At 37.6% G+C, this 17,643-nt stretch carries 17 protein-coding genes and 1 pseudogene; 5 read left to right on the top strand and 13 right to left on the bottom strand.

The window, feature by feature from the left end; translation table 11 throughout:
* Positions 1–11: 11 nt before the first annotated feature.
* Positions 12–1,553, bottom strand: coding sequence for a sensor histidine kinase (locus ACHZEU_RS21900; RefSeq protein WP_167444839.1), 1,542 nt, complete (start codon positions 1,551–1,553; stop codon positions 12–14).
* Between the two features lie 150 nt (positions 1,554–1,703).
* On the opposite strand from ACHZEU_RS21900, the gene ACHZEU_RS21895 reads away from it, so the two are divergent.
* The 3 genes from ACHZEU_RS21895 (at position 1,704) to ACHZEU_RS21885 (ending at position 4,968) form a co-directional block, all read left to right on the top strand.
* Positions 1,704–2,753, top strand: a complete 1,050-nt coding sequence (locus ACHZEU_RS21895; protein WP_048392207.1) for a TRAP transporter substrate-binding protein — start codon at positions 1,704–1,706, stop codon at positions 2,751–2,753.
* A gap of 264 nt (positions 2,754–3,017) precedes the next feature.
* Positions 3,018–4,277 carry a dicarboxylate/amino acid:cation symporter gene (locus tag ACHZEU_RS21890; protein WP_404803758.1) on the top strand — a complete coding sequence of 420 codons (1,260 nt, stop codon included), beginning with the start codon at positions 3,018–3,020 and terminating at the stop codon, positions 4,275–4,277.
* Positions 4,278–4,431: 154 nt separating this feature from the next.
* Positions 4,432–4,968: a hypothetical protein gene (locus tag ACHZEU_RS21885; RefSeq protein WP_048392205.1), complete on the top strand. Its 537-nt coding sequence runs from the start codon at positions 4,432–4,434 to the stop codon at positions 4,966–4,968.
* Positions 4,969–5,041: 73 nt separating this feature from the next.
* Here the strand turns inward: ACHZEU_RS21885 and ACHZEU_RS21880 are convergent, their stop codons facing one another.
* Positions 5,042–5,668: a hypothetical protein gene (locus ACHZEU_RS21880; RefSeq protein WP_048392204.1), complete on the bottom strand. Its 627-nt coding sequence runs from the start codon at positions 5,666–5,668 to the stop codon at positions 5,042–5,044.
* 261 nt (positions 5,669–5,929) lie between these two features.
* On the opposite strand from ACHZEU_RS21880, the gene ACHZEU_RS21875 reads away from it, so the two are divergent.
* Positions 5,930–6,109 (top strand): hypothetical protein, encoded by a 180-nt coding sequence (locus ACHZEU_RS21875; protein ID WP_048392203.1) that lies wholly within the window; start codon positions 5,930–5,932, stop codon positions 6,107–6,109.
* Positions 6,110–6,174: 65 nt separating this feature from the next.
* Here the strand turns inward: ACHZEU_RS21875 and ACHZEU_RS21870 are convergent, their stop codons facing one another.
* The 11 genes and pseudogenes from ACHZEU_RS21870 to ACHZEU_RS21820 all read right to left on the bottom strand — a co-directional run bounded on the left by ACHZEU_RS21870 (position 6,175) and on the right by ACHZEU_RS21820 (position 15,805).
* Positions 6,175–6,714: an NADPH-dependent FMN reductase gene (locus ACHZEU_RS21870; RefSeq protein ID WP_404803757.1), complete on the bottom strand. Its 540-nt coding sequence runs from the start codon at positions 6,712–6,714 to the stop codon at positions 6,175–6,177.
* Between the two features lie 214 nt (positions 6,715–6,928).
* Positions 6,929–7,177 carry a DUF2164 domain-containing protein gene (locus ACHZEU_RS21865; RefSeq protein ID WP_048392201.1) on the bottom strand — a complete coding sequence of 83 codons (249 nt, stop codon included), beginning with the start codon at positions 7,175–7,177 and terminating at the stop codon, positions 6,929–6,931.
* Between the two features lie 112 nt (positions 7,178–7,289).
* Complete coding sequence (locus ACHZEU_RS21860; RefSeq protein WP_404803756.1) at positions 7,290–7,514, bottom strand: hypothetical protein; 225 nt, start codon at positions 7,512–7,514, stop codon at positions 7,290–7,292.
* A gap of 14 nt (positions 7,515–7,528) precedes the next feature.
* Positions 7,529–8,650 (bottom strand): annotated as a pseudogene (locus ACHZEU_RS21855) (Nif3-like dinuclear metal center hexameric protein).
* 1 nt (position 8,651) lies between these two features.
* The gene (locus ACHZEU_RS21850; RefSeq protein WP_048392198.1) at positions 8,652–9,344 is read right to left on the bottom strand and encodes a tRNA (adenine(22)-N(1))-methyltransferase TrmK; all 693 of its coding nucleotides are present in this window, start codon (positions 9,342–9,344) and stop codon (positions 8,652–8,654) included.
* A gap of 164 nt (positions 9,345–9,508) precedes the next feature.
* Entirely contained in the window at positions 9,509–9,871 is a 363-nt protein-coding gene (cccA, locus tag ACHZEU_RS21845; protein ID WP_016993532.1) for a cytochrome c550, read from the bottom strand.
* Between the two features lie 462 nt (positions 9,872–10,333).
* Entirely contained in the window at positions 10,334–10,900 is a 567-nt protein-coding gene (locus ACHZEU_RS21840; protein WP_004227167.1) for a hypothetical protein, read from the bottom strand.
* Positions 10,901–11,145: 245 nt separating this feature from the next.
* Complete coding sequence (gene rpoD, locus ACHZEU_RS21835; protein WP_004227165.1) at positions 11,146–12,273, bottom strand: RNA polymerase sigma factor RpoD; 1,128 nt, start codon at positions 12,271–12,273, stop codon at positions 11,146–11,148.
* Positions 12,274–12,305: 32 nt separating this feature from the next.
* On the bottom strand, positions 12,306–14,138 hold the full coding sequence (dnaG, locus tag ACHZEU_RS21830) for a DNA primase (RefSeq protein WP_083225209.1): 1,833 nt from the start codon (positions 14,136–14,138) through the stop codon (positions 12,306–12,308).
* A 206-nt stretch (positions 14,139–14,344) separates the two neighbouring features.
* Positions 14,345–15,157 carry a pyruvate, water dikinase regulatory protein gene (locus ACHZEU_RS21825; RefSeq protein WP_404803755.1) on the bottom strand — a complete coding sequence of 271 codons (813 nt, stop codon included), beginning with the start codon at positions 15,155–15,157 and terminating at the stop codon, positions 14,345–14,347.
* A gap of 15 nt (positions 15,158–15,172) precedes the next feature.
* Positions 15,173–15,805: a helix-turn-helix transcriptional regulator gene (locus tag ACHZEU_RS21820; RefSeq protein ID WP_004227151.1), complete on the bottom strand. Its 633-nt coding sequence runs from the start codon at positions 15,803–15,805 to the stop codon at positions 15,173–15,175.
* 427 nt (positions 15,806–16,232) lie between these two features.
* Between ACHZEU_RS21820 and ACHZEU_RS21815 the strand changes: the two genes are divergently transcribed.
* Entirely contained in the window at positions 16,233–17,618 is a 1,386-nt protein-coding gene (locus ACHZEU_RS21815; protein WP_048392196.1) for a glycine--tRNA ligase, read from the top strand.
* Positions 17,619–17,643: the final 25 nt, after the last annotated feature.

Here is a 17,643-nt window from a genome sequence, read left to right as displayed (position 1 = left end):
CCCTCCATCCATTATGAATAATAAAAGGTGATTAAAAAACTTGTTCCTTTGTTAGGCTCACTGATGACTTCGATGTCACCCTGCCCTTTTTCGACAATTTCCTTTATTAAAAATAACCCTATTCCACGGTAGTTTTTCTCTTTTGTAGAATAACCATTATCAAAAATGTGCTGCTTGACCTCTTCCGTCATGCCAACACCATTATCGGTTACTAATATGGCTAATACGTCATCATCTTCATCCACAGAAACATGAATCACCTTCTCCTCGACCTGTACATCCTTTAATGCATCAAACGCATTTTCTATCAAATTACCAAAGAGAATGACGAAATCATGATGATCCAAATTAGCTGGAAATGATGTAAATCGGCTTTCACGGTCAATTTCCAATCGAATTCCTTGTTCCTTCGCATAGGAAATTTTACTGAGCAATAGCCCAGAAATATTTTCATTTTTTATTCGTTCGTTTAAAAAGTTAGTGATTTCATCATGCTCTTCCTTCACTTGTGTTAAGTAAGAAAGTGCCTGTTCATGATGACCTAGCTGTAAAAGACCCGCTATCGTATGCAGTTTATTTTTATGTTCATGAGTTTGTACACGAAGGGCTTGGACAAATGCTCTAACGCCTGTTAATTCTTCGGCAAGCTTTTTCACTTCCGTACGGTCTTTAAACATGGCCACTGCCCCAACAGTTTCACCATTCACCTGTATCGGAATTCGATTACTCATAATACTATGATTATTAATATACAGCTCACGATTAAATAACGGCTGATCCAGCTCTAAAATTTCAGGAAGTCGTGTATCTGGCAAGACATGAAAGATTTTCTGTCCAATCAATGTAGAGGGTTTTTCATAAACGCCTAAGATATCACAGGCTTTTTCATTAAAAATCGTAATGGTCAAATCATTATCGATAGCAATGATGCCTTCGTGCATGGCATTAAACGTTTCTGTACGTTCTACATACATTTTGGCAATTTCATGCGGCTCTAACCCAAACATTTGCTTTTTCATATGAAGCCCCAATGTTCGTGCTCCCCATACACTAAATAGTAACGATAATAGTACAGTAACCATTAGTTCGGTTTGCATTGTTTGCAGTAACTCCACTACCGTAAGAACACTGTACCCTACTACTGTAACACCTATTTGTTGTCCTTCATGGTTCATAATCGGAACAAACGCACGAACCATATTACCATGTTCTCCACGTGCAATCGACGTATAGTAATGCTCTGAAAAAGCGGCGTTTAAATCTCCAGATTGAGATATTCGACCAAGTTCCTGGCTATTAGGATGGGAATATTTTCGTCGTTGCATATCAAGAACAACAATATATTTTGCCCCATTGATATCACGGATTTCCTCTACAACAGGATTAATATGCTGTACGGCATCATAGTAATTTTCACTAGCAATATATGTTTTTATTTCAGGAAGCTGAGAGACGGTTTTTGCTACAAGGAGTGCTTGATCACTTAGTTTGGTCTTTTGCTCATTCATGACAAAACCTAACAAAAAAGTACCGCCAATGCTAAAGGAAAGCATGAGAATAAAAAAAGTCAGAGACATAATTTTTCTTTGCATGGATAACTTCTGAAATTTCAACTGACCGCCTCCCTCCTACTATATTTTAGCTTACTCCATATGTTAGAATAACAAAAACATCAGAAAATACGAATTAATTGGGTGTATACAATGAAAAAATTTATTATTGGTACGATTATAACTGTGCTTGTGTTAATCCTCACTATCAGTGTTCAACAAGGATTACTATTCGCCAAGCCACTTCCCTATGATGATGAGCAAAAGGGTTTAGACACACAGATAACAATTCATTTAAGTCATGTCGTCGCTGAAAATACCCCTAAAGGCCAAGCTGCCAACAAATTTGCTGAGCTAGTAGAAGAAAAAACAAACGGGAAGGTCAAAGTACATGTCTACTCCAACTCCTCTTTATTTAATGATGAAAATGAATTTCAGGCATTGCAAAAGGGAGAAGTGGAAATGATCATCCCTACTTTTTCTAAAATGACAGCTTATGTTCCTAATTGGCAGGTGCTTGATTTACCCTTTCTGTTTAATACAAATGAGGAAGTAAAGGAAGTCCTAACGGGTTCTATTGGTGAACAATTGGTTAATGAGCTAGAGCCGTTCCATATTAAAGGGCTTGGCTTTTGGTACAATGGGTTTAAGCATCTAACCTCTGTTGAGCAGCCTATTCATAACTTTGAAGATTTACAGGGCTTACGAGTGCGTACGATGCCAAGTAAAACATTAGAAAAGCAATTTGAAGTGGTCAAAGCAACACCTATACCTATTTCTTTTAGTGAGGTCTTTTCGGATTTAGAGAAGCATGCAATAGACGCACAAGAAAATACCGCTTCTAATATCTATTCAAAGGGTTTTTACAAAGTACAAAAGCATATGACTATCACTCAGCATGGGATTTTAGGCTATGCTGTGTTAATGAATGAAACCTTTTGGAATTCTCTACCTATCAAAATTCAGCATCAGTTGTTGGATGCTATGAAAGAAACAACCGATTGGCAATTTGAGCAGGCTGAACTTATGAATGAACAAGATATGGACAAGCTGAAACAGCTAGATGATTTTGATGTGTATACAATGAGTCCCCAAGAAAGACAGCGCTTTAAGGAACAACTTGCACCTGTTTATGATTTTTATAGAGCCCATATTCAAAACGATCAAATCTTAGCAGAGATTGAAAAAATCGTTGATCCCTAATACTTTTGTTCATTAATGAAAAATCCTTACAAAACGTAAGGATTTTTTCTATTGTATTATAATAGATTCGCGAATCTCACAACTACTATAAAACAGCTTAAAACCCTTGATATTACTAGCCTTAATACCCCCTTTCTCTCAGAATGAACAAAATGAACAATACAACCATTACGGTCATAAACACTATTGTCGGAAAATTTCAGCTATGATAACCACATGAAAGCGTTCACACAATATTCATAGATGTTGTAGGGGGAGAACTATATGCGGATAAATTTTAAAAACTTAACAGTACAAGTATTGATTGCCATTGTACTAGGGATTATCGTCGGAGCAACATTCCCAGAATTCGGGGCAAAGCTCAAAATCTTGGCGGATATATTTATTAAACTTATTAAAATGTTAATAGCACCAATTATCTTCTTAACAGTCGTAATCGGCATTGGTAGCATGGGGGATGTCAAAAAGGTTGGTAAAATTGGTGGAAAAGCTTTAATTTATTTTGAAATTGTTTCAACTTTTGCCCTTGCAATTGGCTTAATCGTTGTCAATATTGTTCAACCAGGTAAAGGTTTTAATACAGATGCAGCAAGCGGTGCTGATGTTTCACAATATACAGACGCGGCGGCTGCAGAGCATGGTTTAGGAGCATTTATTATGCAAATTATTCCTGAAAATGTAGTTKGTGCTTTAGCAAATGGTGAATTATTACCAGTCTTGTTCTCAGCTGTTTTATTTGGACTAGCTGCGGCGGCGATTGGAGAACCAGCTAAACCTGTTATTAAATTTTTCGAGCAAGTTGCAGATATTTTCTTTAAAATCGTTAACATGGTGATGAAAATTTCTCCTATTGGTGCGTTTGGTGCCATGAGTTATACAATCGGAAATTTTGGACTTAAATCATTAGGAAACTTAGGATTTTTAATGCTATCTGTTTACATTACAATGTTCATTTTTATTGTTGTGATCATTGGATTGATTACCCATTACTTTGGCTTTAGTATTTTTAAATTTATCAAGTACATTAAAGATGAAATCTTTATCGTTATCGGAACATCTTCATCTGAATCTGCATTACCTTCCATGATGCGTAAGCTTGAAAACTATGGTTGTTCAAAGCAAGTGGTTGGGCTGGTGATTCCTACAGGCTATTCATTTAACTTAGATGGAACATCCATTTACTTATCAATGGCTGCTATCTTTATTGCGCAAGCCTATGGTGTGGATTTAGATGTTTGGCATCAAATTACGCTATTAGCCATCTTAATGCTTACTTCTAAAGGGGCAGCTGGTGTAACAGGCTCTGGCTTTATTACACTTGCAGCAACATTAGCAGCCTTCCCGATGATCCCAGTAGAGGGGATTGCCCTTTTAATCGGCGTAGATCGTTTCATGTCAGAAGCACGTGCAGTTACAAATCTAATTGGTAATGGTGTAGCTACAGTGGTCGTGTCAAAAATGGAAAAAGAATTTGATACAGAGCAGGAAAAGCGTGCTCTATCCGGTCATACCCAAATGTCATAAAATGAACAGGCTGCTGAAAGCGGAAATAATTTGCTACTTCAGCAGCCTGTTCTTTTATTTATAAAGAGGCAAGTAGATAAAAAACACCGTAGAGCTAGTTTCTTGAAACCTCATCGACTACCTACTCGTATAAATAATGACTGGAGGTTTCTTTATGACAACTTTTACACTTACCTATCCGAAGGGCTTTAAAAGCTTCACTGATATTCCAATCGTGAATGAACAGAACGAAACAGTATGTGTACTTCAAAAAATGGAGCGTACCTCTGCTGGTAAAGTACTGAATGCTGTCTTGCTGGTAGCTGCACAGCAAACATTACCGTACCGTTATGAGACACGAACTACTTTAGGTGCACCACTTTTTCAAGTACAATCTACCCTGTTAACAAAAGGAGTCAGCCATCAAATTGTTATGCCTGATGGCAGCTTGATACCCATTCAACGGAAAACAGTGCAATTATTAGAATCCTCTTATTCATTTACAATGGACGATTTAGAATTTCGTTTTGAAAAGGATTTTACCTCTACTGCTTATTTATATTGCAATGATGAAAAGATTGCGAGTGCAAGCTCTATTGAGACTGAGCTAGTACAGATAGGTATACAGTTTAAGCTTTTCCATGCGGATGATATGCGCTTTGTTGCACTCCTAGCAACTCTTTATCAAGCTCTCTTTGCAACAACTACATAGCTGCTTTAAACATGTCAAAGGCATCGAGCATTAAAATCTCGATGCCTTAATCCTATGTTATTTTTCTACACAGCTAATTTATTTTTTCTCGTTGGGCATTTAATATGTTAATAACATAGGAAGCATTTTGTGATGCTTTTGCTTGTACAATCTTCTTGATGGCTTCTTCCATCCTTAAAGCTAACTCAAGTGCCTCATGCGTAGCGCCCTTTATCGTTGTTTGTATGGTAATGGTTGTTCGATTTTCAATAACTAAATATTCATATACGTCAAAAGCTTCTAAGCCCGCAATTAAATCTTCCATCAAAAGGTTCATATCATCCCCCATTATCTTGTTGTTATCAAGCAAGGAGGTAAACTCCCATCTTTCAAAAACTATGGGATAGTCCTTTAAGGGAGACGTTTTTAAAGCATTTTTTGCTATGGATTCCATATCTTTTTTAATTGACTGGAAATAGTCTTCTCCGCCTACAACTTGGATTACTAATTCCTTTTCTTCCGTCGTTTTAACGTCAATGCCGACATACTTTTCAAGTAGCTTATCCTTCAATCGAGCCAGACTCAACTCTTCATTTGTTATAAGCGATTGAGCCTCTTTATTTGCTTCTGACCTTTTTTCTCCTGCAAATCTATCAAATAGGACCAACATAGATATAATGACTACCAACAGTCCGATGACAAGCCCAAACCGTTTACCCATTGAATCCCTCCTGATAGGAAGGTATGTCCCCTTTTACTACAATATTCGCTTTTCTAGCTTGAAACAGCACATACTTTTCATATTAAAATGCAGTGTCCATACAGTATCTCCACTTTTCATAATGGAATTTGTATCGCTTATTTTTCCCTATATATTCCGGGATGCGAAATAAATTTGCTTTGTTTTGTCCTTTCTGTGTCATGCTTCTCAAAAAGGAGTACACTTAAGAAGTAGTAATTCTATCATTATGGAGGGTTTTAAATGGCATCAAAAGCAGCGGATATTAAAAATATACTGACATTAAATCTGCTTGTACAAATCTTAGAGGAACGTGGCATTATGACAGATAAAGAACTAAAAGAGCGCCTCACCAATAAAGTAAAACTATCTTCGATGGAGAATGATTTAAAGGAAAAAGTCCTTGAAGAAATCAAACATTAATGGATTTTACCTCATCAAAAAACGACCGCTTTCTGAAAGCGGCCGTCTGAATCAAAGCTTTAAGTTTAGGATCGAATTGTTTTCAAAGCAGTTGACCATGGCACAAGCTGATCTAACATTTGATGAACTGAATCTGCTTGCACCTCTTTTGGTTTAAAGACAGAGCCGTTTTCAAAATCAGTAAATAATGATAATGCTGGATGTACTCGAACATCTGCAACTAGCAATTCTCCAAGAATTCCTCGTAGATGCTCTGCTGCACGCGCACCTCCAACAGAACCATAAGAGACGATACCAGCAGCTTTATTGTTCCATTCAACTCGTAAATAATCTAATGCATTTTTTAATGCACCTGTAATGGAGTGATTGTACTCAGCAACAATAAAGACAAAGCCGTCACAAGCTGCTACTTTTTCTGACCATGCAGCTACCCCAGAAGTATCTCCACCTGGTTCCCCTAAAAATGGTAATTTAAATTCAGCGATATCAATTATTTCATATTCCGCATCACGACGTTTTTCCGCAACTTCCTTTAMCCAAGCTCCAACTTGTGGACTTACACGACCTTCTCGCGTACTTCCTAAAATAATACCGATTTTTAACATATGACGCCTCCTCTTATCATCCATTCTTGTGACTCCATCACGGTTTATCGTACGTGTTCGCCACTCGTAACCATTTTGGTCAGAAAAATATCCCTTTATTCATCACCCGTTAATTAGCTCTGAATAGTTAGAATTGAATTATCTCTAATTCAAGATTAAGGTATCATCAACCATTCTTTCCTGTCAAATATTTAATCTAGAGGGATAAAGAGGATTATTTTGTTTTAATGGGCTGCTCCAATGCCTCTAATTCCTCTTCAATAGAGGCGTATTGTCTTTCCACAACATACTTGGCATCTGACAAGGCAGCATTATAAATATAGGGGGCAATATGCTCTTTGATAAAATCTAACATACGTTCAGCTTCGAATTCACTAATGTCTTCATCACGCTGATTATAAAAAAAACGTTGAATATCAGCAAGAATCATTTCCTGCTGATCTTTAGATAAACGAATAAACAAGACAACTCTCTCCACTTCTGTTAATCAATTTTATCTACATCTTATCACTGTTCATAGATTCCTTGCATTCAAAAAGGCTGAAACACTAGTACTGCTAGCGTTCAGCCCCATCTCATTGTTTACATTCAAATGAGTAGCTAGTGGATAAAAAGTTTTTCTCCTTTGCTACAATTGCTTGTCCACCATCATCTTCACATTGCTGTGTCATTGCATCGATTTTCTTATCATTGACCATATTGGTCATCACCGTCATACCAATACCAAAATCAACGATGAATAAACCAATCATGATCCATAGCTTGCCTGCTTTATTACCAGCTGGTCTTTCATTAGCCATATTAGTTCCCTCACTTATACAAATAAAAATGGTTCTGTATGGATCGTTGATTGGATGAATTCAACCAAATATTTTTTATCCTCACATAGTTCAGCCATTTTTTTTGCTACTCCTGCAATCATTACCTTTTCTACATGATGACCAGGATCTACTATTTGCAGATCAATGGCTTGTGCGTCCTGAGCTGTATGGAAGTACATATCGCCTGTTAAGAAAACATCAGCTCCTGCACGTTTTGCCGCATAGATATATTTATTACCATCTCCACCAACAAGCGCAACCTTGCTGACCTTCGATTGTAAATCACCCACTACACGCACAGCTGGCACATCTAGTTGCTGTTTAACGAATTCAGCAAATTGTTGTAACGTCATGTCCTTTGTTAAGTAACCTACACGCCCTAATCCCATCACATTTGTTTGCTGCTCAAGACGTATCACATCATAGGCAGGCTCCTCATAAGGATGACTAGTAAGCATGGCCTTTAACACGCGGCCTTTAATGGATTCAGGAAAAACAACTTCTACCTTTACTTCTTCCTCCACATGTAATTCACCAACAGAGCCAACGAACGGATTAGCTCCTGCTAATGCACGGAACCGACCTTCTCCAGTCGTTGTATAACTACATGCTTCATAGTCGCCAATACGACCCGCCCCAGCTTTTGCAAGCGCCTCACGTAATGCTTGGGCATTAGCAGTTGGTATAAAGACTGCCAGCTTCAACAAATTCTCAGCATACGTTTCTTCTAATATTGACCGGTTTTTTAGCTGTAGGGCATCTGCTAATAAATCATTTACCCCACCTTCGGCTACATCTAAATTTGTATGAGCGGCATATACAGCAATATCGTGTTTAATGAGCTTTTCATATAAGCGCCCTGCTGGATGATCTGTGCGGATATTCGCTAGGCGTCTAAAGATTGGTGGATGATGTGCGATAATCAGCTCACAGCCTTTTTCTATTGCCTCATTTGCCACGGCTTCATTTACCTCTCACGTCACCAAAACTTTACTTACAGGCTTGTTGCGGGTCCCTTTCGCTAGTCCAATTGGATCATTGTCTATACACGCTAGTTTTTTGGGCGACCATGCTTCGAACACTTGAATAACTTCTTGGCCWTTTACCGTTTTCATCTTACAAMACTCCTTCTACTAAATGTATCAGAGCCGTTAACTCTGCACGCTTTTCTTCAATTTCAGGTGTTTGTTCTGCTCCTTCAATGGATTGTAGTACACGTTGCCAATTGTCTTTTTCACGCAACCATTTTTTCGTAAATGCTGGCGATTTACGCAGGCTTAGCTTAGGTCCAAACAAAATCTCTGCTGTAGAGAGCTCCATTTGCCCTCTTTGTAACACAAGGATTTCATAGATTTTATCATCTTCCTCTAAAATCTCTTCATCAAGAATCGCCCATTGATGTGCTAAAGCCCACTCACGGATAACCTTGGCGTGAATATTTGGCTGTAGGATTAGACGTGTGACACCTTGAAGCTTTTCTGGATGCTTCTCTAGAATGGAAACAATTAATGGTCCACCCATGCCTGCTATTGTCACCGTATCCACATGGTCAGCTTCTTCTATCGCTGCTAAACCGTCTGCAAGGCGTACTGTAATTTTTTCAGTTAAGTTTTCCTTCTGTACTTGTCCTACCGCCGATTCATAGGGTCCTTTTACAACTTCCCCTGCTATGGCATATGAGGCAGTCCCTTTGTGAATTAAATAGCATGGTAGATAGGCATGGTCACTACCAATATCCGCCATGACTGCTCCTGTAGGAACAAATTTCGCTACTGCTTCTAATCGCTTTGAAAGTTTTTGTGCGTTCATTTTTATACCGCCTATCTTCAATAGAGTCCATTAATAGTATGGATGATGTCGTGAAAAAAAACAAATGGAGTTGTCTCACATTTCTATGTGGACAACCCCATCTTCATGATGCTTAAATCTAAAAAGTAGCTGTACTATTTCAGTACAGCTACTTGTCAGTTTTACTATTCTAAAGTAGAAATGTATTCAGCGATTGCTTTTGCTTCCTCTTCAGTTTTCATGTTTGGTTGCATTGGAGTACCTTCGATACCCTTTGTTAAAACTTCTACGATATGTGCTTCATCTAAGCCATGTAGATTTGGACCCATACTACCAGTTAAGTCACCACCATGACAACCGATACAAGATTGTACTAGTGCTGAACCATCAGCTTCTGCATCTGTTGTTTCTGTAGTAGTTTCGCCACCACCCTCATGTTCAGCAGCAATTTCTTTCTTGTTATCTGCACCTTGTAAAGACATGAAGAAAATAAGACCAATACCAAATGCCAGAATTAAGATGTAAGGAACGACTGGATTGTTTTTCATAAGTTTCCCCTCCTCATTTTAAGTCTACTTCTATTATAGTATAGAATCAGTCAACATCTAATATTGTACTTCATTAACAAAGAAACGAAAAGCCCTATTCGCTAAGTTTTCCTTTGTTTGTAACAAATTCGACATTTCTGTATCTATTGGATAAAATATGTCTTGCCAACATCCAAAATTGGTCAAATTTATCCTTTTATACAATTTCTTTTTCATTATATTTATGCTGTTATCATACCCTTTTCACTCATTGATATACCCAAAATTAAAAAATCTGTACGTTTTTAATTAGCGTACAGATTTTGAATCTTCTGAGGTAAAAACTTTAACATGATACTGACCCTATTATAGATAAATTGTCACAAATTATGGTTTTATATAAACACTAAAGATCAATTAAGTTTCTAACCTGATTTAGTAGATGGAGTTCCTTGTACATCGATAGAAATACCATTTGCTAAATCAGGATAAATTTATGATATAGTACCCAACTAGTGCTATTAATCCTAAAGCACCTGAGACTGTGAAATATAGAAGTTTCATTTTAATACCTGACAAAAGCCAAATGACACAATTTGCTGCAATCAAGCAAAATAAAACCGTATTATTTCCACTAAAATATGTAGTACAAATGCGGATCGACATACTAAATAACAGGATGGCCGCTAGTACATGAAAAATGGGAGCTAGTAGATGTTTTTTTCGAGCCATTTGCCACGCAGCAATAAATAAGATGCATGCACCTACTCCCACGATTACTGTAAAAATCAATGTTAAAGATTGCATTGTAAAATAGAGTGCCAAAACAGCCATTATGGCGATACATAGACCCACTACCAATAGGATCATTTTTCTTTTTTCTGATGGCAAGACCGCTTGTTTAGGATGTTGCACTGGTTCTAACTCCTCTATGTCAGCCCCCTCCGTATAAAGAGCTGCTAAAAAGTCACAATAGTGCTCAGGTAAAAGTTTATTTTGCTTCCAAAACAAAATTTCATTAAGGATTATTTTTTTGCGAGGATTTGTCATAGTGTTAGCTCCAAACATTGCTTAATAATGGTTGTATTACAATTTTATCTCACACTATTTGAAAACACATCTGTATAAAGTCGCAAATCTAGCATTTCCCTCATTCTAATTATCTATGATTGCATAGCATCGATAGGTGAATAGCAGGGCTAATTTCTTTTTGTTGACTTTTCAATTCTATAAAAAAGGAGCTATACCAATTAGTCATTTTCTCACTACTTGGATAGCTCCAGCTATTTTAAATTTTATTCTAAGAAGTCTTTTAAACGTTTACTACGAGAAGGATGGCGTAATTTTCTTAGTGCTTTCGCCTCGATTTGACGAATACGTTCACGCGTTACGCCAAAGACTTTCCCAACCTCTTCTAATGTACGTGTGCGACCATCGTCTAACCCAAAACGTAAACGAAGTACGTTTTCCTCACGGTCTGTTAACGTATCTAGTACATCTTCTAATTGTTCTTTTAACAGTTCATAGGCTGCATGGTCGGAAGGAGATTGTGCTTCTGAATCCTCGATAAAGTCTCCTAAATGGGAATCATCTTCTTCTCCAATTGGTGTTTCAAGAGATACTGGTTCTTGTGCAATTTTTAAAATTTCACGTACTTTTTCAGGTGTTAAATCCATTTCTTCTCCAATTTCCTCTGGAGAAGGCTCACGACCTAAATCTTGTAAAAGTTGACGTTGTACACGTATTAATTTATTAATGGTTTCGACCATATGAACAGGAATACGAATCGTACGCGCTTGGTCAGCGATTGCGCGTGTAATCGCCTGACGAATCCACCATGTAGCGTAAGTCGAGAACTTAAATCCTTTACGATAATCGAATTTTTCAACAGCCTTAATAAGACCCATATTTCCTTCTTGAATTAAATCAAGGAATAGCATTCCACGACCAACATAGCGTTTTGCAATCGATACAACTAGACGTAAGTTCGCTTCCGCAAGGCGTTTACGCGCTTCCTCGTCCCCTTGCTCAATACGTTCAGCAAGTGCAATTTCTTGCTCAGCAGATAATAAATCTACTCGGCCGATTTCTTTTAAATACATACGTACAGGGTCATTGATTTTAACACCTGGTGGCACACTCAAATCATTTAAGTCGAAAGTTTCTTCGTTCGCTTCTTCTTTCATTAGACTTTCTTCTTCAAATTCTTCTTTTCCAATGATTTGAATATCTTTATGCTTTTCAAGATCCTCAGCAAAATGGAAAATTTCTTCGTTTTCCAATTCATAAGGTGTTAGTTTCTCTGAAATTTCTTTCATTGAAATTTCACCCTCTGTTTTTGCTTTTTCTTGTAGGAATTTTTTTGCATCATCTAATGTAATTTCTACTTCTATCTCTTTTGAACGTTCTGACTTGTCCGCCATAAACCTTCCTCCTTCTAAACAACCGAATCGGGTTAAATCGCCGATAACGATTTTCTTAAATGAATAATCTGTTGGGCGATTTCAAGTGCACGTGCATACTCATGCATCTTCTCCGCTTCCTTTGACTCATGCATCTTTTGATAAATTTCTTGCTCAATTCTATATTTTTGAAGCTGACGGATAGAGTCCATAACCTCTGCCTCTGCTTGATCTGGATCTCGCTCAACTAAAGCCGCTTCCATGACAATTTTTCGTAATTCAGCGTCATCCAAAATTTCCACAAAACGTTGATAATCAGGATGACCATACTCCTCATAAAATCCAACTAAGCGAACAAAAACTGCCATATAGGCATCTCGTACAAATGGCTCTTTTTGCTCACTACGTAATACCCTGTCCACTACATCTATATTATGAAGCATATGAGCCAGTAATAAACGTTCGGCACGTTCGGCTGCGTCCATAGGCTTTTGTTGTTGCGTGACTGGCATTGAAGGTATCTGTGTAGGCATTTCTACTTTAGCAGAACGTACCTGATTAGCCTCCAGTTTTCGGAATTGGGCATAAATGGCTTCTTCCGAGATGTTTGTTTCATTTGATAGCTGTCGTATATACAAATCTCGTTCAACTGGTGAAGATCTTCCCACTAGCTGCTCAAGAACTTCTTGAATATATTGAAGCGTATCATTTTCAAATTGAAAGTTCTTATTGCGTCTAGCATGCATCATCATAAAAGCAATATACGCATGAGGTTTTTCCAAAATTTGTTCCTTAAATGCTTGTCCACCTAAAGTGTGAATGTATTCATCAGGATCTAATTTTTCTGGCAACACGGCAATATCGACTTTCAATCGCTCTGTATGCAGTAGCTGCGCCGCTCGTTTCGCTGCATCAAATCCAGCATTATCACCATCATAGCAAATCGTAATTTGCTCTACTAAGCGCTTTAGCTTTGTGATATGCTGATTTGTTAACGAAGTACCCATTGTCGCAACAACATTCATGACACCTACAGAGTTGGCTGCTAAAACGTCCATAAATCCTTCCATCAATACTACTTGACGATTTTTTCTGATAGAAGTTCGTGCTTTATCTAGGTTATACAGCACTTCACTTTTTTGGAAAATTGGTGATTCTGGACTATTTAAATATTTTGCTTCCTCACCATTGGATGAAAGGATACGTCCTGAGAAGGCAATAATTTTACCATTCTCATCTCGAATAGGAAACATGATACGTCCTCTAAAACGATCAAAATAACGCTCTTCTCCCTCTCTTTTGATGATTAAGCCACTTTCGGCAATTTCTTGTAAGTTATAACCTTTTCTTTCAAGCAATATTGTTAATGCATCAAAGCTTGGGAGAGACCAACCAATGTTATTAGATTCGATAAGTTCCCTTGTAAATCCTCTTTCTAGCAAATAATTTAAAGGTTCTTCACCATCTTCTGTATTCAACAGTAAATGATGAAAAAAATCTGCTGCAAAAGCGTGTGCTTCTTTCATCCTTTCTTCCGCTTTAGATATCTTTTTCGTTCCTCCAGGGAAACTTGGCTCAACATCTAAGTGTATGCCAACACGTTCCCCAAGTTTCACAACTGCATCAGGAAAAGAAATGCCTTCAATATCCATTACAAAAGTAATGGCATTGCCCCCTGCACCACAACCAAAGCAATGAAAAATTTGCTTGTCTGTAGATACAGAAAAAGACGGTGTTTGCTCTCCATGAAATGGACAGAGACCAAACCAATTTCGCCCACGCTTAGTAAGCTGCATGTATTCACTAATAACATCAACGATATCTGATTGTGTGCGAATCTGCTCAATTACTTCTTCTGGAATCTTCCCTGCCAAATCCATCACCATCTTTAATATTTGCGTTCTAGAAACACAATTCGCTATTCGTTTTAATATTCCTTTATTTCTCGACAAAAAATTAGGATTTTTCTCTTATAAATATTTTTACCACAATTTTATTATTATAAAACAAAAATTAGTTTTTATCTATACCATTTTCAAAATCCACTCAAAAAAACCGCCTCTGCTAACCGAGGTGGTTTAAAATTCTATCCTTATTTACAGGTCAAAATATGTTCGATAATCGTATTTGCTGTCTCTTCAACAGCTTTATTTGTCACATCGATAACTTTACAACCTATTCTACCGACAATTTTTTCAAAATGCTGAATCTCATCAAGAATTCTTTCATGCTGTGCATAGATAGCATCATCATTCAAGCCGAGAGACATTAATCTTTCTTTCCGAATTGAGTTTAACTTCTCAGGGGAAATAATCAATCCAAAGCATTTTTTAGGGTCTATCTGTAATAGCTCTTCTGGTGGTTCTACCTCTGGCACTAAAGGTACATTCGCCACTTTATATTTTTTATGAGCTAAATATTGTGATAGTGGTGTTTTAGAAGTTCGTGATACACYAACTAGTACAATATCAGCTTGTAATAATCCTCTTGGATCTCTACCATCATCATATTTTACCGCAAATTCAATCGCTTCAATTTTTTTGAAATAATCATCATCCAGCAGATGAACAATACCAGGCGTTTCTAATGGATTTTCTTCCATAAAAGCTGCCATTGATTGTAAGGCTGGCCCTAAAATATCAACAGCCTGAATTTTTTCTTGTTCACATAAATCATGTAATAATTTACGCATTTCTTGGCGAACAAGTGTATAAACAATAAATGCTCGCTGTTGCGAAGCAAGAAAAACAATTTTACGGATAAGCTCCTCTGATTGAATATGTGGAAATCGACGAATCACAGTATTTTCAAGACCCGGTCGGAACTGGCTAATAACCGCTTTTGCAACTTGATCACCAGTTTCACCGACAGAATCAGATACAACAAATACGCGTAGTCTTTTCATGCAGCTCTCCTTCATTTAGACATTTTGTGCAAGAGATAAGAAAGCCCGTGTAATCGTTGTTTTTGTAAGACGACCAACAATCGTTAAACCACCCTCTTGTGGTTCAACTACTGGTAGTGAATCAACCTCACGTTCAATAAGTTTGTTCGCTGCAACAATTAAAGAATCTGATCTTTCACAGTACGAAATATTTGGCATACGCGTCATAATAATATGTACTGGAATTTTATTTAAATCCTGCGTGCCAATACTTGTACGCAGTAAATCCTTGCGAGATAGTACGCCTGTCAAAAACTCATTCTTATCTACGACAAAGAGTGTACCAACATCTTCTGAAAACATAAAGCAAATTGCATCATAAACCGTCATTGTTTCAGGGACAACTACTGGCCCTGAATGAAAATCCTTCACTTTTAAATTGTGAATACTATCTATTAATGTAACAGATGCCTTCTTACCTGAATAAAAATAACCAACCCTTGGTCTTGCATCCAGAAATCCTGCCATTGTTAGGATTGCTAAATCTGGTCTTAGAGTTGCTCTTGTCAGATTGAGACGTTCGGCAATATGTTCCCCCGTAATAGGGCCATTTTCTTTCACAATTTGTAATATGTCTTCCTGACGTTTATTGAGTTCGATTGGACTCACCGCCTCAAATCTAATAGTGTTATACTTATGCTCAATTATTATATACTATTTTAATAATTATTGCGAATTAAAGAACTACATGCTACAATATTGACACATACGCTTGCTCTATCAGTATTTTCGAGCAAATTGCGTTATACAGGCGATGATGGGAAAAAAGTATCTGTTCCATTCTATAGCGAGTAGAAGATGGTGAAAGTCTACACAGCAACAGAGAAAAGGCACTCCCTGAGCTAACTTTTTGAAAAGAGGTTTTAAACTACTCGTTTAAAACAATCAGGGTGGAACCGCGGGTATTAGCACTCGTCCCTGGGCATACAATGTGCCCGGAGACGGGTGCTATTTTCATTTAGTTGCAACTGAATGAAAAAACTTTGGCGTTTTTACCGCTAAAACAACGTATTAAAAATTTAAAGGAGGCTATTTTATGGCTAACAAATCAATGGAAACCATCGTATCTTTAGCGAAGCATCGAGGCTTTGTCTTCCCTGGTTCTGAAATCTACGGAGGTTTAGCAAACACGTGGGATTATGGTCCACTAGGTGTCGAATTAAAAAATAATATTAAAAAAGCATGGTGGCAAAAGTTTGTTCAGGAATCTGAATACAATGTAGGTATTGATGCTGCTATTTTGATGAATCCAAAAGCTTGGGTTGCTTCTGGTCACGTAGGAAACTTCAATGACCCAATGATCGACTGTAAATCATGTAAGGCCCGCCACCGTGCAGATAAAATTATCGAAGACGCTGCATTAGCGAAAGGCGATGAAATCATTGTTGATGGTATGACATTCGACCAAATGAAAGAAACAATGATTAAATATGACGTAGTATGCCCTGATTGCGGAAAGGCTGATTTCACAGATATTCGCCAATTCAACCTCATGTTTAAAACATTCCAAGGTGTAACGGAATCCTCTACAAATGAAATTTATTTACGCCCAGAAACGGCACAAGGTATTTTCGTGAACTTTAAAAACGTTCAACGTTCTATGCGTAAACGTACACCATTTGGTATCGCACAAATCGGTAAATCTTTCCGTAACGAAATTACACCGGGTAACTTCACATTCCGTACACGTGAATTCGAACAAATGGAGCTTGAATTCTTCTGTAAACCTGGTGAAGACCTTGAATGGCATGCATATTGGAAAGAATTCTGTAAAAATTGGTTACTAAACCTAGGCATGAAAGAAGATTCGATGCGCCTTCGTGACCATGAGGATGATGAGCTATCTCACTACTCTAACGCTACAACAGATATCGAATTCAAATTCCCATTTGGCTGGGGAGAGCTTTGGGGTGTAGCAGATCGTACAGATTACGACTTAAAACAACATATGGAGCACTCTGGTGAAGATTTCACTTACATTGATCCTGTATCAAATGAACGTTATGTTCCTTATTGTATTGAACCATCATTAGGAGCTGATCGTGTAACATTAGCTTTCCTGTGTGATGCCTATGATGAAGAGGAACTAGAAGGTGATGATAAACGTACGGTTTTACGTTTCCACCCTGCTCTGGCTCCATTTAAAGCTGCTGTGCTACCACTTTCTAAAAAATTATCTGATGAAGCTACAGATGTTTGGGCTGAACTGCGTAAAGCCTTCCCTGTTGATTTTGATGAATCACAATCAATTGGTAAACGTTACCGTCGTCAAGATGAAATTGGTACACCATTCAGTATCACATATGATTTTGATTCAAAAGAGGATGGCCAAGTAACAGTACGTCATCGTGACTCTATGACACAAGTTCGTATGCCTATTGCTGAAGTAAAAGCATATATTGAAAAACACCTACAATTCTAATCACTTAAAAAAGAGGGGGTAGCCA

This window comes from Lysinibacillus sp. S1 (assembly GCF_044986265.1).
Taxonomy (GTDB): Bacteria; Bacillota; Bacilli; order Bacillales_A; family Planococcaceae; genus Lysinibacillus; species Lysinibacillus capsici.
The sequence above is the reverse complement of the archived record's forward strand: the minus strand, read 5'-3'. Positions and strand labels throughout refer to the sequence as shown.